The sequence below is a fragment of the Methanospirillum lacunae genome, assembly GCF_003173355.1.
Taxonomy (GTDB): domain Archaea; phylum Halobacteriota; class Methanomicrobia; order Methanomicrobiales; family Methanospirillaceae; genus Methanospirillum; species Methanospirillum lacunae.
In genome coordinates this window covers 420,082-440,786 of record NZ_QGMY01000006.1, presented here as the reverse complement: position 1 = coordinate 440,786, position 20,705 = coordinate 420,082, and the positions used below count along the sequence as shown (strand labels likewise).

Sequence of the window (20,705 nt, the reverse complement as noted above, 5' to 3'; positions counted from 1 at the left end):
CACCCCCACTCTGTGTCCAGTTAGAATTGACTGAATTAAAATCATCAAAGAGGGTAAATACTGAACCTCCGCTCGATACTGAACTGGCTGTTGAGTTGCCATAGTACACATACAACTGGGCACCCCCTTTTGGCAGGGTTGGCAATTTTACCCAGACTGCAGCAGCAGTTGAATTTACTGATTCTATCCAGTATGGCAGTATATTCCCAATAACGTCTGTAAATCTGATATCTCGGTAATCAGAGGTAACATTTGTACCCACCTGAATCACGTTCCCTGACTGGGTAGTTATCCCATCGCGATAGATCTGGAGGCGGATAGGATAGTTGGTTAAATCCCCATCTGGACTCCCACCAATAGCATGCAACTTCCGATAATTCCACCCGGACAGAAAAGCCGGTGCTCCACTGGCTACCGTCACTGTTCCGGTCGCAGAACTCGTATCCTTTATATTGATATCTCCTGAAACGGTATTATCAGCATGTACAGAAAGATTGCATCCTATAACTACTCCGATAAATATACAAATTAATACAAAACCTTGGAATTTTCCAATCATATTAATTTCCATTCCTTATGGCGAATTTTAGTGTATAATCGCTGACTATACTGCATGAATGAGTTGCATTGGACGATCCCTCGCCAAAATTCCATGCCCAACTCGAAAGGCTTTTATCTGAGGCATCATAAAAATTAACCCTCAAAGGTTTGAATATCGTTCCCGGAATGCTATAAAGGTTCGTAGTAATATTAGGAGTCATGGTAATCCCATAATCATGATTTCCCATCATCCATTGAAATTCGCACCCGAGACATTCCAGACTCCAGATGAGACCCCGGCAAGATTTAAGGAACCGGTTGATAAGTGAAGATGATGGTACCGCCACATTTTGTGCCGGAACTTGGAATATTCTTTTTGGGTCAGGTTAATTTTAGCCCTGAACAAAAAAAATGGTCTTGTTAGATTGGTAATCTGAACCACGGATCTTCGCATAGCGTTTGAAGGGGTTATGGATGACATCGTAAGCGTATATGTTGGTGGATTTATCATTTATGCAGCCCCATATCCGATATGATTAGATTCCGCGTATATTCTAAACTACCCTTTTTCACCTCAGCTGGTTCCTCATGAGTTTTTACATATCCGGGATGTATTCCCATTATTTGCCCCACGCCCACGAGTTCAACCGCGTGATTAACGTTTCCGGTGTATGAACTTGAATAAATCCCACCTATGTACACATCAAATGAACTCCAAACTCCCAGCCCAACAAAGATGGGTCCATTGATATATATGGCAAATTTAATCTGTTCTTTGGTTGGAATTGATTGAATATGAATTTCCAACATTATTCCAGATTGAACCTGTTGAAGCCTTATGTGGGCATCAGAACCAAGATACTTAAATTAAGAATCTGTTCCGGTACATGGATAGGAAGTCTCAACTTTGGTCCCAACCCCTCCAGAGCTCCCGGTAGCACTGATAAAGTAATCAAGAAGTACCCACCCATCGCTGTATCCTTCTGACTGGACAATTCAACTGACAGATACTGTTCTGCAAAATTTTGACTTTAACTTGAATCCTGATATAATCGTTTCCAGTATGGTTCAAAAACCGCAGTCTCCGCCAATACCTAGCATGATCCACAGTTACTCTGCTCTTGAATTGGGGTGGTCCAGTTCCCATTATTTGATGGCCTGGTGAATGAAGAAGGGAGTGATTCCGCAGAAATTTCCAGAAGAGCACGTTTCTGGATCTCCTGTATACTATGTGGAGGAACAACCCCAAAGTGATGATCACATACTTCGGGAGTAAGATTAGATAGAGAGATATGCCCTGCAATCCAACTTAAATTTACCTCTTTGTCATGGTATTCAACTAGTATCCCCTCCGCCTCTTTATTTATTGATAATGTTTCAACCAGTGATTCTGATGACTGGTTTGAAGAAATATTAGCACAGTGAGAACAAGTAATGGAATTTGTGGTTTGTGAAACATCCACAAATAGAGTAAAAAACGGATTTCTCTCTGATTTTTAGTCTTCTCTCTCCAAAACCCTCATTTATTGAATTTCATATTCGGTCTTGCCGATTTTAGCTTTATCGGGTTTTACCTCTGGACCGTAAGTGTAACCGGGTATGTACCAACATTGCTAAAGGTGTGAACCGGATTCTGTTGACCTGAAGTATTTCCATCCCCAAAGTTCCAGAGCCATGATGTGGGATTACCTAAAGAAGCATCATAAAAATGCACAATCAATGGAAAAATTTGAGTTTCTGGAACTCCATAAAACCTTGCCTGCAAAGCAATTGCCATCCGGACTGTCTGATTTGCATTCACCCGTCCTCCTGTTACACACTTCCCGGAGAGCCCGGACTTCGTATCAACTCCGTTCATTATTGCCAACTTGGTTTGGGCCACCGTGTACCCGGAATTAACCGCTTTAACCAATGCTGCCAACCCCGCAACATGGGGCGTCGCCATTGAGGTCCCGGATTTATATCCATAACTCCCGGGAATCGTACTATAGATACTCAATCCCGGAGCAGCTACATCTACTGTTGTGGGCCCATAGTTTGACCATGAGACTAGATTATCACTTGAATCTGTCATTGCCACTGAAATAATATTTGCACAAGAAAGGCCGGCTGGTGAAAAAGTGTAACTGTCAATGTTCACCCCGTCATTTCCTGCTGCACACAAAAATATTGCATCAGAATACGTATTTATCGCAGATTGGAGCGCTGTATCCGTTCCGTAGCCTCCCCAGGAATTCGAAAATATTCTAACCCCTCGAGAATACCCCCAGGCAAATGCACTTAATGCATCACTGGTGTATCCACTACCCCCTGAATTAAGAAATTTAAGGGGCATAATCTTTGAATTCCACGTGACTCCGGCTATTCCTACTCCGTTATTTCCAATTGCAGCAATCGTTCCTGCACAATGGGTGCCATGCCCGTTATCATCCATTGGATTAGCATCATTATTTACAAAATCATACCCTGAAACACAGTTCGCGGCAAGATCGGGATGAGTATAATCAACACCGGTGTCAACAACCGCCACTGTCACACTTGATGAACCGGTAGAAACTGCCCAGGCATCAGGAGCAGCCATTTTTGGCATATCCCATTGATAACTATAGTAGGGATCATTTGGCCAACTTGCTGAAGAGGTTGAATTATTTCCCAGCACAACAATCATCATCTGGGACGACAATGGTGGTGGAGAATTATTTGATGACATAAACCCCGAATCCCTCCTCTGACTCCGGTAGTTCGAAAAGTTATCAGTAACTAAAGTAACTGGCATCGCTTCTGAAGCATCAAAGGCTTGATAAATATAGTCCGGTTGAGCATATTCCACATTTGAATTATTCGAATAATATTGGATGGCTGTATCAACCGTTGTGTCGTTTGGTATCTTTACAAGCTGGATACCAGACAGGCCAAGGGTACTCTCATCAGCGAGAACAGTTGCCTGGATATTTGTATTAAGAGTCGCAGCAACCTGTGGTTCTCTCCCCATTGAAGAAATGCTATCTTTTTTATACTGCACAAGTACATGATCAGGAGCGTACGTTCTATTATAGGTTAGAGAATATACTAGTTGTGTCTGATTATTTGTTGATAGTTGATCATTTTGACGATAATTTGATTGAATTATTACCTGTTCATTATGTGAAGAGATCTCTGCGGTCGATACTGAACTGGAATTATTAGTTATGTATTGTGGAGATGGAACTGGGTCCGCGAAGCATCCTAGAATCATTGTGATAAAGAAAAGAAGAGATATTTTTTTTAAGATCTGTTTCATTTGTTCAATCTCTGATATGATAAGATAAAAATCCGGGTATATAGACTTAACTCATCATTGGTATAAGTGTATTGAGTGGTTATCCCAACGTCATATCTCAAGAAGCCTGATCTATGTGGGTTTTTATCTGTACGATGATTTTGTTGTTATACACTCGCTTACCGCTTAAAGAAGGAAACTAATTTTCTCACACCTGGAATGTCCAATATCCTGGCTCTATTTTAAAAAATAAGGTATATATGATCTATCCCGATTTGTTGGATATCACCTCTTAATAATAAGGCTGTATTCACAATAGTTTGCAAAAAAACCTCCGAATATCGTTTTTATAACGGGGTGTAAGGAAGTGTTAAGATCAGGGTGATGTGTTTATCGTATTAGTGCCAGATCCTGCAATAGCGTCCTTTTGTATGAATACTTGGGGTTTCTCATATTTGGGATATTTCTCAATTTTGTATCTATAGTTTTTATCATCTTAACCTGATTTTGTTAGGTGTGATGGCTCTGGCAAGTTTCTCTTTTCATTACCTCTCTGAAAAGAATGGCACCGTTTGTCCTGATTATCTCCCGTTTTTGTAAATTCGGGCTTACCATTTTTGATTATTGTTTAAGGAAATTTGGTTTTTTGAAGGGTATTCGGAGAAAAAAGTCTATTCTTCGAGAGAACCAGATGGTATAAACAATTTGTGAAAAAAAGGTTATTCAAATTCTGATGAACTGACTGAAAGTTTCCTCGTTCCCAGCTCTCAATGATCAGGGTTCCTGACAAGTAATAGGACAAAAATAAGCGATTGAGAAAGATAAGTACAAAATTTTCTGTTCCTCATTACATCTTCTTATTGTAATGGACACGTGATTACCTGGTGGTTATTTTTGTCTCCTCTCCCAATTCCTTTGTAAATAAAACCTAAATTAATATACTGGTCAGGATCTACAATATTTCGCCCATCTATTATTATTGGACATTCTTTTTTCATCACTTTCCTGATCTCCTGAGAATTCAATGACAGGTATTCCCGATGTCCGGTAAAGATTACGACAGCATCAGCTCCAGTCAGCACTTCTTCAAGCGATGATGAAATTAATGTGCCCTTTACCCAGGGATCATGAACTCTGACCTCCGCACCTACCTCAAGACATCGCTTGTAAAAGAGTTCTGATGGGGAATTTCTGGCATCATCAGTATTGGCAAGAAATGCCCATCCCAATAAAGCAACACGACTCCCTCTTATCTCCTTATGAATCCGTTTCAGCCCGTCTTTGAGCAGGTGGAACATATGATCAGGCATAAAGTCATTGATTTTACGGGCAGTAACAAAGAGTGAATCAGTACCAGATGGAAAATCCAGTGGTTCTATCCCTGATGCCTGCACTCCCCGTTCCAGATGATATGTATCCTTCGTCAGACAGTGCCCACCGACTCCTGCTCCTGGCCAGAGGATTGCCCGGGTTATTCCATCCCCTTTGAGTGAGTCAACACCGGCCCTGACATCGTAAAAGTTCACCCCCATTGCTTCGCAATAGAGTGCCAACTGGTTTGCTGCAGCTATCTGGAGATCACGCAGTGTATTCTCGGCTGTTTTTGTAACCTCTGCTGCAGTGGCGGTCATCTGGATTACTTTCCCTTTAGTTAGCACCATTGAATAGAGTTCACAGGCCCTGCTAGTACTAATCTCATCGATTCCCCCAACGATCCTATCATGTTCCTGGATGTTCTGGATTAATCTTCCAACCATCACCCGTTCCGGAGCATGAGCGAGTGCGAAATCTTTTCCTGCAACCAGTCCTGATTTTTCCTCAAGAATTTTTCGTGCAATACCAATTGTGGTTCCCGGGGTGATCGTAGACTCAAGCACAATAAGAATCCCTTTGGTCAGGTAGCGACCAACCTGTCTGATACCTTCTTCAAGTGCCGAAAAATCAGGAATTAAATCCAGCGGGTTTAAAAATGGTGTCTGAATTGCAATCGTTACAGCATCGCATGAACGGATAATGGAAAAATCATCGGTACATCTGAATTTCTTTAAGGCAATTACTTCTTTGAGCAGCCCGGGAAGGTTCGGCTCTTCTCCCTTCAGGGGAAGTTCTCCGGCATTGAGCATGGATATTTTATACCCTGAACTTAATGAATTTCGTTGCAGACCATATACCATCTTGACTGAAGGGACATGTGCAAAAAGCAGAGCTGCAGGAATCCCAACATACCCCATTCCTATCACTCCGATTGTTTGAATCGGACCCCGCTGCTGGATGATCTTCTGAAGGTGATCAATCATTGTTTCATCTGGTTTGTGATAATTTCACACATTTCTATATTCTCAAGTGCCTGTATCGGGGTGACCGGAAAGGGAGTACTCGTTTTTATACAGGAGAGAAATGTTTGTAGTTCTTCCCGGAGAGGTTCTTTTTTTGCAACCTGTACTTTTTCAACAATATTCTCCTGCACGTACCGTTCATTTTCTACATTATATTTCCCGGGCTTTCGATACACATATACCTCCTGTGTCATAAAATCCCCTTCTATGGTCATATCTTCCTGTTCTATGTGAATCATCCTAATCTTTTTTGATGATTTTCGACTTGCTGAAACCTGTATTATTGATTGATTATATCTCATCTGGACTGAAGCGACATCTTCAGTGCCCATTGCATGAATCAAAGGTGTTCCTGAAAAAAGAGAATGAAGAATGATATCAATATCATGTATCATGAGGTCTTCAACGATATTACTTGTTCCTGATAATCTGTTGGATGCAGGATTGTGACGTTTTAACTCGACAAAAAGGGGATCCTTGATCATATTTTTTATTTCTGAAACGATTGGATTAAACCTCTCTATGTGGCCAACTCCAATGATTATATCCCTTGAAATGAGTTCAATAAGTTTCTTGGCCTCTTCTGCTCTCTGACAGAGTGGTTTTTCGATGAGAATATGGTTATCCTCTTTTAGGAGTTCCCATACTGTGTTGAAATGGTATGGTGTTGGAACGCAAACACTGACTGCATCTACTTCATGGATAAGTTCTCTGATATTTGATGCAGCAAAGGCGCCATAATCCTTGGATACCTGATTTGTAGCGTCTTTTTGCAGGTCATATACATATACATCTCCAACTTCTTTGAGTTCAGAATACACCCTGACGTGGTTTTTTCCCATCTGTCCGGTTCCGATTACTCCTACATCCATTTATTCAGCCTCGTTAATTGTCTGGCATATGTATGATAACTCTTCAGTTGAGAGTCCAGGCCAGACTGGAATACTCAGAATTTCATTAGCAAGCCGGGTAGATACCGGTGCTTCATCTCCTTTTATTCTCCCTTGATAAACCGGTTGTTTATGTACTGGTGTCGGGTAATGAATTGCAGTACCAATCCCTGCTCTTGAAAGTGCCTGAATCAGATCATCCCGGGAGAGGTCGCACTCAGGAAGTATGCGGATTGCATACTGATGGAAGACATGTTCACATCCCGGTCTTATTGTCGGGCAGATAATGCCAGCACGGTTGATATGAGTCTGATAGAATTCTGCGTTTTCTGTCCTCATTTTGTTGAGATCAGGGAGTTTTTTTAATTGTATTCTCCCAATTGCAGCACCGATATTAGTTAACCGGTAATTATACCCAATCATAATATGGGTGTACTTAATTTCCTGCCCGTGGTTGATTAACAGTCTTGCGCGTCGTGCAAATGCCTCATCATGCGCTGTGATCATCCCTCCTTCTCCTGTCGTCATATTTTTTGTAGGATAAAATGAAAAACAACCTGCCATTCCAAATGTTCCGACAGTATTACCGTGATACCTGGCACCATGTGCCTGGGCACAATCTTCTATCAGAGTAAGGCAGTGGTCTTCACAGATCTGACGGAGTGGTTCAAGATCACATGACTGACCAAAAAGATGCACTGGAATTATCGCACGTGTTTTTGGGGTTATCTGTTCAAGTACCGATTCGGGATTAATGCAATAAAAGGTATCATCAACATCGGCGATAACTGGTGATGCATTGCACATGCTGATCGAGGTTGCTGTTGCTATAAAAGTGAAAGCTGGCAGGATTACTTCATCGCCTGCATTGATTCCCGCAGATAAAAGTGCTGTATGAAGGGCAGAAGTTCCAGAACTGGTTGCAATAGAATGATTTGATCCAATAAATCTGGAGAATGCAGTCTCAAATTTTGTGACTTCCTGCCCACTGGCAAGCATCCCCGATCTGATTACCTCTGCTGCTGCGATCGCTTCATCTTCCCCGACTGAAGGTTTGGCAATTGGAATCATCGTGCAGTTTCCTTTGGAAGAGGTTTGTGGCGTGCTGGAGAACCAATTGCAAGCATACCTGCAGGAACGTCTTTGGTTACTACTGATCCTGCTGCAACAAGGGCATCTTCTTCAATTGTCACACCTGGAAGGATGGTAACATTTGCCCCGATTCGCGCTCTGTCATATATGATAGGACCTTCCATTATGGCATTTCTACTTGGTGGGTACTTGTCATTTGTCAGGACTGTGTTCGGTCCGATAAAGACATCGTCTTTTATAGTTGTATGAGTTGGGATATATACAAGACTCTGGAGGTTCACCCGATCTCCAATGGTTGTATATCCTTCGATGATTGATCCTGTTCCGATTGAAACCTGATTCCCGAGAATTGTCTTTTCCCGGATCATCACATTATGCCCGGATGAAAACGATTCACCTATAGTTACATCTGCATATATGGTTGTTCCCGGGCGGATTACAGCATTATCTCCGATTGTACATCCGGTAAATACATCTAATCCCAGGTGATACCTGGCCGGAAAGCCTAGAAAGACTGGATTGAAGAGAGTGATATTTTTTCCAAGATTATTGGTTCCGTAATTCTGCATAGTATTTGCCCAAAAAATAATATGGTTACGTTTAAGGAAAAATAATTCTGGTATTATCGTTTGTTTCAAGATATTAATCTACTATTTGATTGATTTTTCTTTCTGTTCCTCAACCGGTATATTAAGGAATATTTAGTCCACAATTTATCCCGGTTCTGAAAATTTTATGCTGATATTTTATGTCAGATCAACCAGTACAATATTGGTGGGATGAACTGGGGATGTATCAAGAAAAAAAAATCGCCGTTGTTGTTCCGGCATATAAAGAAGAAGTACTTATTGAGCGAACATTATTTTCAATCCCTGATTTTGTGGATCGGGTTTATGCAGTAGATGATGCATCTCCTGATAGAACCGGAATATTGATAGATGCATATGCTCAGAAGGACTCGAAGATTATACCGATTCATCATTCTCTCAATAAAGGAGTCGGGGGAGCAATAGTCTCCGGGTATAAGCAGGCACTAGAAGACGGGATGGATATAGTGACTGTGATGGCAGGGGATAACCAAATGGATCCTACCTTTCTTCCAGAACTTCTTGATCCGGTTGTTAAAGGTGAGGTTGATTATTCAGTTGGAAACCGGCTTATAAATGAGAAATTTCGCCAGGGAATGTCAAAATGGAGATTTGTGGGGAATTCAGTATTAACTCTGCTTACGAAGATTGCATCTGGATATTGGCAACTTATGGATCCCCAGAATGGGTATACGGCTATTTCCCGCAGGGCTCTTGAGACGATTACTCTAGATGCAATCTATCCACGATATGGATATTGTAATGATCTACTGGTGTGGCTGAATACATTTGGTTTTCGGGTCCGGAATGTCCCCCACCCGGCAAGGTATGGGATTGAAAGGTCAAAGATAAAGTATTCTTCTTACATTGTCCGTTTGTCATGGCTGCTATTCAATGCCTTTTTTTGGAGACTTAAAACAAAATATGTATTGCTCAGTTTTCACCCACTGGTTTTCTTTTATCTCTTTGGATTTTTCTTTAGTTTTTTAGGTTTCCTATTTGGAATCTATGCAATGTATTTCAAATTCCTGTTAAAGAATGAGATATTTGTTCCAGCTGTTGTCTCGGTTATATTATTTGCCCTTGGTGTCCAGTTTATATTATTTGCAATGCTTTTTGACATGCAGGAAGAGAATAATGGAACATGGTATTAGTCCTGGATTCATTTTACCAAAGTTTTTAGCCTATTATTTAGTATCAATGGATTGTAGATAGAACTGTTATATATGATATCTTATTTGTACACAGAATGGAGTTTGTCGATTTCGATTAATGATTTGGTATACCATATAATAGAACATGATATATCTATTAATTGGTGAATAAGCGATTATGAACTACCAGATCCCATTTCATACTTAACGCGAAAAATATGTACATCCTTATATTCTTTGTATCCGTATATAAGTCATCATGAATGATCATCCCCATCACCGGTTTATACGCCCTCCTGGGAAAGGGATTAATATTAACGTACCGGAACTTTGGGCGTATCGTGAACTTCTTTTTTATCTGGCATGGAGAGAGGTGAAAATCCGGTATAAACAGACAGCTATGGGTGCGGGATGGGCAGTTCTTCAACCCCTGTTTACGATGATAATTTTTACACTTCTCTTTGGGAGACTGGCAAAAATGCCTTCTGATGGGGTTCCTTATCCTCTTTTCTCCTTTACTGGATTGATCCTCTGGATATTCTTTAGCAATGCCTTGAGTCACGCTTCAACTAGTATGGTGGACAATGCTCAAATGCTATCAAAGGTCTATTTTCCAAGAATTTTTTTCCCTGCAGCACCGGTGATATCCGGATTACTTGATTACTTTATTTCACTTCTGGTTCTTTTTGCCTTGATGGTCATATATGGATTTGCTCCTTCAGTCGGTATCCTTTTACTCCCAGTAATTCTCGGGGGTACAATCCTCTTTGCAATAGGTCTTGGGTGTATCCTCTCATCTGTCTGTGTGAAATACCGGGATGTCCAGTTTGCACTTCCTTTTTTTATCCAATTGGCGATGTTTGCTTCACCGGTTATTTATCCGGTAAGTATGGTTCCTGATAATCTTCAATGGCTGTTGTATCTTAATCCAATGACGGGGCTCCTAGATCTCCATCGGTCGGTTCTTCTTGGTCATATGGCGCCCGATTTGAACGGATTTATTGTAGCAATTGGGATCAGTATTCTGGTTTTCGTCCTTGGAGTTGTCTATCTGAAAAAAACTGAATATTATTTTGCAGATCTCATATGAATAATAAAAAACCTATTATCTCTGTTAGAAACCTTACGAAAACCTACCAAATAGGAAGGAAAAGAGAAAAGTACAAAAGATTCTCGGAGTCAGTCACCGATGCATTGATGCATCCTGGTTTTTTGTTGTCATCCAGTAAGAATAATAAGAAATCGTTTAATGCTCTCCACGATATTTCATTTGATGTATATCCGGGTGAAGTTGTTGGAATTATAGGTCCGAATGGAGCAGGAAAATCCACGCTGCTTAAAATTCTTTCAGGAATTACTTTTCCCTCTTCCGGTGAAATTGAATTGAATGGCCGGGTTGGAAGTTTACTTGAGGTAGGTACTGGATTCCACCCTGAATTAACCGGCCGGGAGAATATTTATTTTAATGGTTCAGTTCTTGGAATGACCCGACGGGAAGTTGATGAAAAATTTGATGAGATCGTGAAATTTTCAGGCATTGAAAATTTTTTGGATACACCGGTAAAGCGCTATTCAAGTGGTATGGCGGTAAGGCTTGGGTTTGCCGTTGCAGCACATATGGATCCTGAGATTCTTGTCGTTGATGAGGTGCTAGCAGTTGGAGATGGGGAATTTCAGAAAAAATGTTTGGGAAAAATGGAAGAAGTGGCAAAGGCAGGAAGAACTGTCTTATTTGTAAGTCATAATCTATCTGCGATAAACCGGTTGACTGATTCATGTATTGTACTAAATAAAGGCCAGATAGTTTTTAATGGCCCGACTGGTAAGGCGGTTGATTATTATACACAATCCATATCAACCCAAGAGGTAGTACATAAAATAGATGGTTTGGTATGCTTTATTCTGCGAAGTAATGCAAAAGCACAATTTATTCAGATCTCTGTTTTTAATTCGCGAGAACAGTTATCCCGGGTCATTTATTACCAGGAACATTTTGAAATTCGAATGCAAATCCTCGTAAATGAATTAATCCCTATTGCTTATATTGGCTTTATCATTGAAAATTCCAGGGGAGAGGGGATCATGCGGGTGACTGATGATGATATTAAGAAACCGCTCCTTTCCAGTTTGTCTTCAGGAACATATGAGATTCGGTTTAAAATGCCTGAAAAATTGTTACCTCCTGGAAAATATTCTCTATATATATTCATTGGACCATACATTGATGAACGTTTTAATGCAATCTCATTTGAGATTATGGATGTGGAATCCAGGCGAGCAATGATGAATCCTCCGGATAACCGATCTTACTATGACTATCCTGTTGCTCCGGAAATCACGTGGGAAGCGATTAATATTTCAAATGAAGGAAAAATATGAAAGTATTAGCAATTGGTGCACATGCTGATGATGTAGAACTGGGTTGTGGGGGTACATTACTCCGTCATAGGAATGCAGGGGATGAGATCTACATAACAGTTGTAACACACTCTGGATACACCAGTACCAATAAAAATCTGGTCCGCCATAAAGAGACTGCTCTGGAGGAGGGTAAAAGGAGTGCATCGATTTTAAAAGCCCAATTTTTGTGTCTTGAAAAAGAACCTCTGGTTCTGGTACCGAATGAAAAATTGGTCCTTGAACTGGATGAGGTTATTAATCGTATTAAGCCTGATAGAATCTATGTTCATCGTTCATCAGATAATCATAGTGATCATGCAGCAGTCGGGTATGTGGCAATAAGAGCTGCCAGAAAATGTGATTCGGTTTTCTTGTATCGGAGTAACTGGTACATTATGGATAATGGAGCCGAAGATAAATATTATGTGGATATATCTGATTGTATTGAGCAGAAAAAGGAATTAATTGCGGTTTTTGAATCAGAAATGAAAGCTGTAAATTACTCGTGGATTGACTTTGTAATAAAACAAAATTCAGCAGCCGGGGCTAAGATTGGCGTTGATTATGCTGAGACTTTTCAGATGGTCAAGATGATCTGGAGATAACAAGTAATGAAAATAGCTATTCATCAACCGGAATTTATGCCATGGATGGGTTTTTTTAATAAAATGGCTCTGGCTGATGAGTATGTAGTTTTTGACCATGTTCAATTTAAAAAACGTTATTTCGAGAACAGGAACCGATTGATTACTCCTGGAGGGGATATTCAGTTTCTTACAGTACCTGTAAAAGGCAAAGACCAACATGTTCAGGCAATAAATAACGTAGAAATTGATGAAACGAAAGAATGGAAAAGAAAATTCATAAAAACATTAATTCATTACTATGGTAAAGCTCCCTTTTTCAATGATTACTTCGATGAATTGAACGCTTTAATATATGATATTGAGTACACAAAATTAATCTCATTAAATATGATGTTTATCAATTTTTTCCGAAAACATCTTGGGATACATACTCCGATGAAATTTTCCTCGAATATGAATGTGTCTTCATACAAGGGTTCTGATTTGATTTTACAAATCTGTCTGCTAAATAAAGCAGATGTTTATTTATGCGGGCCTTCAGGAAGAGACTATCTTCAAGAAGAAGAATTTGCTAAAAAAGGAATTATTATTGAATACATCGACTATCAATGTTCTTATTATAAGCAGTTATGTGATGAGTTCATACCGGGTCTGTCTACCCTTGATTTGCTGTTTAATAAAGGACCTGAAAGTCTGAGGATTATTATGAATCTGGCTACAAATCCGTGAAAAAAGGAGAGCAAATCTTATGTACATTCTGGGATTAAATGATTCCAATTCAGCTGCAGCATTAATAAAAGATGGGAAATTACTTGCAGCAGTTCGGGAAGAACGATTTGACAGGATAAAATTTTCGGATGCTTATCCTCAGCAGGCAGTTGATTATTGTCTCCGATATGCAGGGATTAGTCTGACTGATATTGATCATATCGTCTTTGCATGGAATCCGGGTCATGAGATAGAACCCCAGGAATCTGCAGCAGCAATCCGATATCACAAAGATTTCCTTCATTATATTCCGAATAATCTCCTGAGGCATATCGGTGGTGATAAAAACAATAAAAAAATCAGGTTTATACATGAGACTCTGGGATTAAATGATAGTAATATAAATATCCATTTCATTCCCCACCACCACGCCCATGCAGCAGGTTCTTTTTTTACATCACCATATGAGAAAGCAGCCATTCTTACCATCGATGCATATGGGGATGATATCACTCATCAGTTTTTTATCGGAGAAAAAAACCAGTTGAAATCTCTTGGAAAAACACAATTCCCACATTCGATGGGTCAGGTATATGCAGCTATCACCCAATTCCTGGGATTTCGCGCAAATAGTGATGAATGGAAAGTGATGGGGCTCGCTGCTTATGGTAATCAGACCTATTATGATAAATTTGCTGAGATTATCCATTTCGATAAAAATCGTGGTGAACTGAGATTTAATCTTGACTTCTTTACATTTTATTTCTGGAGTCCGAGACGATATTCAGACCAGTTTATTGAGGTATTTGGTAATGAGCGATATTCACATCAGGAAATTGATCAACGGCATATGGATATTGCTGCAAGTTTTCAGAAACGTGTAGAAGATGTAGTACTTGAAATGTGCAATTACCTTGCCGAAATAACCGGATTGGATACAATATGCCTTTCTGGAGGTGTTGCCATGAATAGTAAAATGAACGGGCGTATATTGCTTGAATCACCGTTTTCGAATGTCTGGGTTCAGCCAAGTGCCGATGATGCCGGAACCTCGATCGGTGCATGTTTCTATTATTGGAATCATATTCTTCAAAATAAACGCAATTTTGTCATGGATCATGATTATTGGGGCCCTGGATTTTCTGACGAAGAAATTCGGAATGCACTTGATGATGCCTTGATCGATTATGAATACATAGATCATCCTGAGCGAACTGCTGCCAAAGCAATATCCGAAGGTAAAGTTATCGCCTGGTTTCAGGGACGTATGGAGTCAGGTCAGAGGGCGTTAGGAAATCGATCCCTGATTGCAGATCCACGAGATCCACATATGAAAGAAAAGATCAATCTGCTAATAAAACATCGGGAGTGGTTCCGTCCTTTTGCACCATCAGTTTTAAAAGAATTCCAGTATGAGTTCTTTGAATCAGCATCAGATAGTAATTTCATGCAGATGGTATATCCGGTGCGTGAGAGTATGAAATCTCTCATCCCTGCTGTTGTTCACAATGATGGGACTGGAAGGTTACAAACCGTTACTAAGGAAACGAATGAGCTTTACTGGAATTTAATCAATGAATTCAGGAAAATAACCGGTATACCTCTTGTTTTGAATACGTCATTCAATGATAATGATGAACCTGTCGTCTGTACACCAAAAGAAGCGATAAGAACTTTTTTTGGAACTGGTATTCATGAGTTATATATTGGGAAGTTCCGGGTAGTAAAACCGAAATGTATCTGAAAATGGAGTGATTCAATGGGGCGAGGTCCAAACCCAGATCATTATCGGACATTACATGAGGATTTTGTACAGGGTACGTTAACTTGTCTTAACCAACCGACAATAATGAAGGTAGTTAATAACAAATTTCCTAATATTTTAAATATCGAACCCACAAACCGATGCAACTTACGATGTGTATACTGCCCACGGATGAAAGCCAAAAAAGGGATTGGAGATATGAGCTGGGAGTTGTACACCAAAATAATAAACGAGGCTGCAAGGTATGATCCCCTTATCATGTTAAATTTCCACAAAGATGGCGAATCATTTTTACACCCACGATTTCTTGATATGATTCGTTATGCAAAGGAAAAAAAGGTCGCTAAAACAATACACCTGAATACCAATGCTCTTTGCTGGAATAAAGAAACTATAGAAGAAATTTTAGACTCCGGCCTTGATGATATTACGGTCAGTATAGATGCAGCCCGTTCTGAAACATATTCTAAACATAAAGGATTTAACCGGTTAGGTGAGGTGGAAAATAATGTCAAATTATTTTTAAAAATCCGTAATCAGAGGGGACTGGATAAGCCGTTTTTAAGAGTTAAGATGATGGAGTTTGACGAGATCCAACCCGGGGAGATCGAAGAATTCTATAATAAGTGGGAGAATATCGCCGATCTTGTTCAGATTACGGGAGTTCACAACTGGAGCGGTGCAATTCCCGATTTAAAAGTCACCGATGAGTCATCTGATGTTCGATATCCATGTCTTATTATGTGGTATTCCTTGGTTGTGTGTTGGAATGGTGAAGTAACTGTTTGCTCTGTAGACTGGGATACGGAAATAAATGTCGGAGATGCAAATTCTCAGTCTCTCCATGAAATATGGAATGGGTCGAAAATCAAGGATGCACGAAGATCACAGATTGAAAAAAAATACCACAAATACGATGTATGTAAAGATTGCGTTGTCTGGGTTTCAATCGGTGATTTAACTGATTGGCTGAAAAAAGAAAAAACCTTTTACGAAGAAAAAGAATCATGATTTCACCAGAAAAACGATATAAAAAGTCGATGGCATTGTGGAAAAAAGCACCTCAGGTGATTCTCAATGGTGTTCAGACACTTTCCAAGTCACCATTGCATATTGCTTTTGGGGCATGTCCGATCTTTGTTGAGAAGGCTAAAGGGGCATATTTCTGGGATTGTGATGGTAACCGGTATATCGATTATCCTCTCGCTCTAGGTCCGATAGTGTTAGGACATGCCTATCCAAGGGTGGATCGGGCAGTTAAAAAGCAGATGAAGAATGGCTCATTATTTAGTCTGTCTAGTCCCAAAGAAATTGAATTAGCTGAATTACTCTGTGCAATGATCCCATCTGCTCAAAAAGTCAAATTTCTGAAGAGTGGATCTGAAGCTATGTCTGCAGCGGTGAGGATAGCCCGGGCGTATACTCAAAGGGAACATGTAGCTGTCTGTGGATACCATGGATGGCATGATTGGACTGTGTGCAGAACTACCAGAAATGTCGGGGTAGAAACAACATCACAATCTCTCATACATGAATTCTCTTACAATGATATTGATTCACTTTTAAATATTATTGAGCGTTTTCCTGATCAGATAGCAGCAATAATCCTTGAACCGGTCGGGATGTATGCTCCCAAAAAACAGTTTCTTAAGAAGGTCGCGAAAGTTGCGAAAGAGCATGGTGCACTATTAATTTTTGATGAGATCATCACAGGATTTCGTTTAAGCCCCGGAGGTGCTCAGGAATATTTTTCCGTAACTCCGGATATCAGTGCATTTGGGAAAGCAATGGGGAATGGATATCCTATTTCAGCGCTTGTTGGGAAAAAAGAAATCCTAGATGAAGTAGAAGATAAAGTATTTATATCCTCAACATATGGTGGAGATCTGTTAGCCATAACTGCAGCAATTGAGACTCTCAATATAATTTCGGATGAAAATGTAACCGGGCATCTTCATAAACTTGGTAAGGAATTGCAAAGGGGTCTTGGAGCACTAATTAATGAAACTCAAATTTCAGGGAGCTGCGAAGGTCTTCCTCACAAGACTTTTTTGGTTTTTAATGATACCGATCAGGTGTCCGGTAAACTGATCCAGACTTTATTCAGGCAGGAATCATTTGCCCGCGGAGTGTTTCTGGGATATGGACATTTTATCTCATATTCACATACAAAGAAAGATATTCAGTTTTCTCTGGATATGGCTTCAGAAGTGTTCAAATTAATTGATAAATCAATCAATAACAAGACAACAGCATCATTATTAAAAGGGCCAATCGCTGAAGAAGTATTCAAGCGTTATTAATATTGTATAATTTTTTCAAGGAAAAAAATGTCTAAACCTTGTATTGGGGTAATTGTTCAAGCCAGGATGGGTTCAACCAGATTACCTGGAAAAGTACTTATGGATTTAACAAATGGATGTGGTATTCTAGGATATATCCTTAAACGACTTTCTGAATGTTGCATGGTGGATAAAATAATTGTAGCAACATCTGAAAATTCAAAAGATGATACATTAAGTCAATATCTGGAAAATAATAACTATTTGTATTTTCGAGGTAGTGAGTCCGATTGCCTGGATCGGTATTATAATGCCGCAAAAAATTTTTCACTCGATATTGTTGTTCGGATCACTGCAGATTGCCCTTTAATTGTTCCCGGGGTCATTGATGAGATGGTTAGGTATTATATTGATAATTTACATTTCATCGATTATCTGAGTAACCGCCAATATACTAATTTCCCCGAAGGTCTTGATACAGAAATTTTTAATTCTCAAATTCTTGAAGAAGCCGCAAAAAATGCCACTTCTATTGATGAGAGAGAACATATAAATTATTTTTTTTTAAGAAGAGATGATAAGTACCGAATTCGGTATTTTAACCATAACATGGGGCATGATTATTCCCGATTTAAACTTTCAATTGATACAAAAGAGGACTATTTAAGAATCTCAAAACTTTTCAACTGTGGTGGTTTGCCATTTAATTTCAATTTTATCGATCTGATAAATATTCTGACCAATTTTGAGCATGAATCCGAAAAAAAATGTTATGTTGCTTAAACTGATGTCATATGAAAAATAAAGACCAGGAAATGAAAATAAATCACCATCAATTTTCACTTGATTCGTATGAAAGAGAACGATCATGGGAGGAACAGAGGCGATATTTTAAAGATTATTGTGTCAACCGATATCAATGGTTTAGTTATCCAAAATGGCATTATGTCTCTCCTTTTCCCCTTCATGTCGATTTTGAGGCGAGTTTTAGGTGTAACCTGAATTGCCCCATGTGTTTTCGCCCTCATATAGAGCAAAAAAATTACGGGGATATGGATTTTAATCTCTACAAAAAAGGAATTGATGAGTGTGTGGAAAATGACCTTTATTCAATCCGATTAAGTTGGAGAGGAGAATCAACACTCAATCCCCGGATCGTTGAAATGGTCGAATATGCAAAAAAGAAGGGCATTAAAGAGGTGTCATTCATTTCTAACGGTCGCCTCCTGGAAGGGGATATTGCTGAAGGCCTTATAAACGCAGGACTTGATTATCTTACGATATCTGTAGATGGACTTGAAGAGCACTACAACAAACTCAGGAACCCTTCAACATTCAGGGAAATAACCAGTAAGATAAAAAAATTTTATGAGTTAAAAAACCGTATTGGTGGAGGATATCCCCGTTTAAAAATTCAGGCGATCTGGACATATATCAAAGAAGATCCAATAGCCTTCTACTCTCATTTTAAAGACATTACAGACAAAATTAATTTTGATCCTGAAAATGATTATTCACTTAGGGAAGTGCCGCAAGATGGCGATTTCATCTGTCAATATCCCTGGCAACGAATAACCGTTACCTGGAATGGGGAAATTCCCCTCTGTATTTCTGACTGGAACCTCCATACAAAAATTGGGGATTTAAATAAGCAAACTATTAAAGAGGTATGGCTTGGTAAAGAGATGGAGGATTTTCGAAATGCCCAATTGAATGGTAAACGTTTATCCATACCATGCTGTAAAAAATGTCATCGTCCTTCAACTGAACAACTGGGAGATAAACCAGAAGGGGAAAAAGTGAATCCTCATAATAAAGGATTGCAATGATTCTTGCAATTAATCCACAATGGAATGATGAATATCGTCTGTCTTTTCCACTTGGAATTGCAACGATCGTTTCAATTGTTAAACATGCCGGATATGACATAAGTGTCATTGATTTTGATGCGAACAGAACTGATAACCCTAGTGAGTCTCTTAATTGCATTCCAAGACCAGAAATAATATTACTAACCGGTATGATCACAACCTATAAACGAGTCCGGTATTATTGTGATCTCCTCAAAAAAAAGTGGCCTGAATCCTATATTATTGTGGGTGGAGGACTAGCAACTACTGCCCCTGATGAGATATTAAAACGGATAAATGCTGATATTTATGTAATTGGAGAAGGTGATGAAATTATTCTCCCTCTCATAGACTCATTATTAAAAAAAGGGAATCTAGCGCAAGTAAAAGGAATAAAGTACAATAATAATGGGACAATTTTTCTTACACCTCCCTTAAATCCTCCGGATATATCAAAAACTCCTTCTCCAGCATATGATCTCTTTCCAATGGATAAATATATAAAATATTATATTGAATCGGGACTCTCTTTTGAAATGTATTGCTCGAAAGGTTGTCCATATCGATGTAATTACTGTTATCATATATCAGGCCATAATGTCAGGTATAGAAATGTGGATGATGTAATTGCAGATATCCGTATGATAAAAACGAAATACGGTCTTGAAAAAGTATCATTTGAAGATGATAATTTTACTACAAATAAAAAATGGATTGAAGAATTTTGTTTGAAAGTTAAACCTTTGCATATAAAATTTCGGTTCCAGGCTTCCATTCAGCATTTAACAGAAGAGTTACTTGAAATGTTAAAAGATGCTGGCCTTTCTGGAATCAGTATGGGTATTGAGTCAGGAAGTCCTCAGATTTTAAAGGAACTAAATAAAAATATTCAACTGGAAAAGGTGGAAAGGATACTGAAATGGCTCAAGGATTATGGAATTCAATACAATGCAACCTTTATTGTTGGAAGTATCAGCGAGAATCCTGAAACCATAGAATTGACAAAACAATTTTTAATTCGAAATGGGTTTAAAAGTAATTATCAAGTTTTCTTTATGACTCTTTATCCAAGAACCACTTTCTACGAATATGCTGTTAAAAAATCCATTATTGATGACGAAATAGATTACATTGAAAATCTAAAACTACAGAATGAAATTAGCGTTAATCTGACTCAATATTCAGATGAAATTTTGAGAAAATGGTATCGTTACCTGAAAAATCTTTGATTTGATCCTAAAATATTAAAAGACGA

19 protein-coding genes are annotated in these 20,705 nt (G+C 39.1%); 11 read left to right on the top strand and 8 right to left on the bottom strand.

The window, feature by feature from the left end; genetic code table 11:
• The 8 genes from DK846_RS07950 to DK846_RS07905 all read right to left on the bottom strand — a co-directional run.
• On the bottom strand, window positions 1-559 hold a 559-nt coding region (locus DK846_RS07950), incomplete at its 3' end, for a DUF2341 domain-containing protein (RefSeq protein WP_181391682.1).
• A gap of 488 nt (window positions 560-1,047) precedes the next feature.
• Window positions 1,048-1,350: a C1 family peptidase gene (locus DK846_RS07935; RefSeq protein WP_109968381.1), complete on the bottom strand. Its 303-nt coding sequence runs from the start codon at window positions 1,348-1,350 to the stop codon at window positions 1,048-1,050.
• A gap of 284 nt (window positions 1,351-1,634) precedes the next feature.
• Window positions 1,635-2,003, bottom strand: coding sequence for a hypothetical protein (locus DK846_RS07930; RefSeq protein WP_109968380.1), 369 nt, complete (start codon window positions 2,001-2,003; stop codon window positions 1,635-1,637).
• Window positions 2,004-2,110: 107 nt separating this feature from the next.
• Complete coding sequence (locus DK846_RS18005) at window positions 2,111-3,820, bottom strand: S8 family serine peptidase (RefSeq protein ID WP_109968379.1); 1,710 nt, start codon at window positions 3,818-3,820, stop codon at window positions 2,111-2,113.
• Window positions 3,821-4,656: 836 nt separating this feature from the next.
• Complete coding sequence (locus DK846_RS07920; RefSeq protein ID WP_109968378.1) at window positions 4,657-6,096, bottom strand: nucleotide sugar dehydrogenase; 1,440 nt, start codon at window positions 6,094-6,096, stop codon at window positions 4,657-4,659.
• Complete coding sequence (locus tag DK846_RS07915) at window positions 6,093-7,007, bottom strand: Gfo/Idh/MocA family protein (protein ID WP_109968377.1); 915 nt, start codon at window positions 7,005-7,007, stop codon at window positions 6,093-6,095. The genes DK846_RS07920 and DK846_RS07915 overlap by 4 nt, the downstream gene beginning before the upstream one ends.
• Window positions 7,008-8,096, bottom strand: coding sequence for a DegT/DnrJ/EryC1/StrS family aminotransferase (locus tag DK846_RS07910; RefSeq protein ID WP_109968376.1), 1,089 nt, complete (start codon window positions 8,094-8,096; stop codon window positions 7,008-7,010). It lies immediately after the preceding gene.
• Entirely contained in the window at window positions 8,093-8,686 is a 594-nt protein-coding gene (locus tag DK846_RS07905) for an acyltransferase (RefSeq protein ID WP_109968375.1), read from the bottom strand. The genes DK846_RS07910 and DK846_RS07905 overlap by 4 nt, the downstream gene beginning before the upstream one ends.
• Window positions 8,687-8,865: 179 nt before the next feature.
• On the opposite strand from DK846_RS07905, the gene DK846_RS07900 reads away from it, so the two are divergent.
• From DK846_RS07900 to DK846_RS07850, 11 genes are all read left to right on the top strand, one after another.
• A complete protein-coding gene (locus DK846_RS07900; RefSeq protein WP_245926497.1) occupies window positions 8,866-9,858 on the top strand; it encodes a glycosyltransferase family 2 protein in 993 nt (330 codons plus the stop codon).
• Between the two features lie 259 nt (window positions 9,859-10,117).
• Window positions 10,118-10,948 carry an ABC transporter permease gene (locus DK846_RS07895; protein ID WP_109968374.1) on the top strand — a complete coding sequence of 277 codons (831 nt, stop codon included), beginning with the start codon at window positions 10,118-10,120 and terminating at the stop codon, window positions 10,946-10,948.
• Window positions 10,945-12,237, top strand: coding sequence for an ABC transporter ATP-binding protein (locus DK846_RS07890; RefSeq protein WP_109968373.1), 1,293 nt, complete (start codon window positions 10,945-10,947; stop codon window positions 12,235-12,237). Before DK846_RS07895 ends, DK846_RS07890 begins: the two co-directional genes overlap by 4 nt.
• Window positions 12,234-12,863 (top strand): PIG-L deacetylase family protein, encoded by a 630-nt coding sequence (locus tag DK846_RS07885; protein WP_109968372.1) that lies wholly within the window; start codon window positions 12,234-12,236, stop codon window positions 12,861-12,863. The genes DK846_RS07890 and DK846_RS07885 overlap by 4 nt, the downstream gene beginning before the upstream one ends.
• Before the next feature lie 6 nt (window positions 12,864-12,869).
• Window positions 12,870-13,574: a WbqC family protein gene (locus tag DK846_RS07880; RefSeq protein ID WP_109968371.1), complete on the top strand. Its 705-nt coding sequence runs from the start codon at window positions 12,870-12,872 to the stop codon at window positions 13,572-13,574.
• A 19-nt stretch (window positions 13,575-13,593) separates the two neighbouring features.
• A complete protein-coding gene (locus tag DK846_RS07875) occupies window positions 13,594-15,297 on the top strand; it encodes a carbamoyltransferase family protein (RefSeq protein ID WP_109968370.1) in 1,704 nt (567 codons plus the stop codon).
• Between the two features lie 15 nt (window positions 15,298-15,312).
• The gene (locus tag DK846_RS07870; RefSeq protein WP_109968369.1) at window positions 15,313-16,329 is read left to right on the top strand and encodes a radical SAM/SPASM domain-containing protein; all 1,017 of its coding nucleotides are present in this window, start codon (window positions 15,313-15,315) and stop codon (window positions 16,327-16,329) included.
• Window positions 16,326-17,621 carry an aspartate aminotransferase family protein gene (locus DK846_RS07865; RefSeq protein ID WP_109968368.1) on the top strand — a complete coding sequence of 432 codons (1,296 nt, stop codon included), beginning with the start codon at window positions 16,326-16,328 and terminating at the stop codon, window positions 17,619-17,621. Before DK846_RS07870 ends, DK846_RS07865 begins: the two co-directional genes overlap by 4 nt.
• A 27-nt stretch (window positions 17,622-17,648) precedes the next feature.
• A complete protein-coding gene (locus DK846_RS07860; protein ID WP_109968367.1) occupies window positions 17,649-18,383 on the top strand; it encodes a cytidylyltransferase domain-containing protein in 735 nt (244 codons plus the stop codon).
• Window positions 18,384-18,394: 11 nt separating this feature from the next.
• Window positions 18,395-19,429: a radical SAM/SPASM domain-containing protein gene (locus DK846_RS07855; protein WP_109968366.1), complete on the top strand. Its 1,035-nt coding sequence runs from the start codon at window positions 18,395-18,397 to the stop codon at window positions 19,427-19,429.
• The gene (locus tag DK846_RS07850; protein WP_109968365.1) at window positions 19,426-20,679 is read left to right on the top strand and encodes a B12-binding domain-containing radical SAM protein; all 1,254 of its coding nucleotides are present in this window, start codon (window positions 19,426-19,428) and stop codon (window positions 20,677-20,679) included. Before DK846_RS07855 ends, DK846_RS07850 begins: the two co-directional genes overlap by 4 nt.
• The last annotated feature ends 26 nt before the right edge of the window (window positions 20,680-20,705 follow it).